At 68.3% G+C, this 684-nt stretch carries 2 pseudogenes; both read right to left on the bottom strand.

The annotated features are described in order from the left end of the window. Positions 1-162, bottom strand: a pseudogene (locus R1101_RS30515) (argininosuccinate lyase); the annotation flags it as partial. Positions 163-164: 2 nt separating this feature from the next. Next, a pseudogene (locus R1101_RS0125030) lies at positions 165-684 on the bottom strand (argininosuccinate synthase domain-containing protein); the annotation flags it as partial.

Here is a 684-nt window from a genome sequence, read left to right as displayed (position 1 = left end):
GCGGTGCAGGACCTTGGCATGGGCCTGCGAGGCGCGCACGTCGTACGGGGCCAGGGCCCAGTCGAAGTGCGTGGACTTGCTCAGCGCCGCCATGGCGGCGGCCGGTCCGGATGCGAACCGGCCGCCCCACAGGGCACCTTCGTTGGTGCCGTGAGCCGTCATGACTACAGGCCCAGATCGCGCTTCGCGGCGACCTTCGACGACAGGCCGTGGATCTGCACGAAGCCCTTGGCGTTGGACTGGTCGAAGCTGTCGCCCTCGTCGTAGGTGGCGAGGTTGAAATCGTAGAGCGACTCGGGGCTGCGGCGGCCGTTGACGGTGATGTGCCCACCGTGGAGCACCATGCGGATGTCGCCGGTGACGCGTTCCTGGGTGTTCGCGACGAAGGCGTCGAGGGCGGTCTTCAGCGGGGAGAACCACAGGCCGTCGTAGACCAGTTCGCTCCAGCGCTCCTCGACGCGCCGCTTGTAGCGGCCGAGTTCGCGCTCGAGGGTGACGTGCTCGAGTTCCTGGTGCGCGGTGATCAGCGCGATGGCGCCGGGTGCCTCGTAGATCTCGCGGCTCTTGATGCCGACGAGGCGGTCCTCGACCATGTCGAGACGGCCCACACCCTGGGCACCGGCGCGACGGTTGAGTTCCTGGATCGCCTCGAGGACGGTGACGTGCTTGCCGTCGATGGCGACG

This window comes from Rhodococcus sp. R1101 (assembly GCF_000278445.1).
In the GTDB taxonomy this organism is placed as follows: Bacteria; Actinomycetota; Actinomycetes; order Mycobacteriales; family Mycobacteriaceae; genus Rhodococcus; species Rhodococcus gordoniae.
The sequence above is the reverse complement of the archived record's forward strand: the minus strand, read 5'-3'. Positions and strand labels throughout refer to the sequence as shown.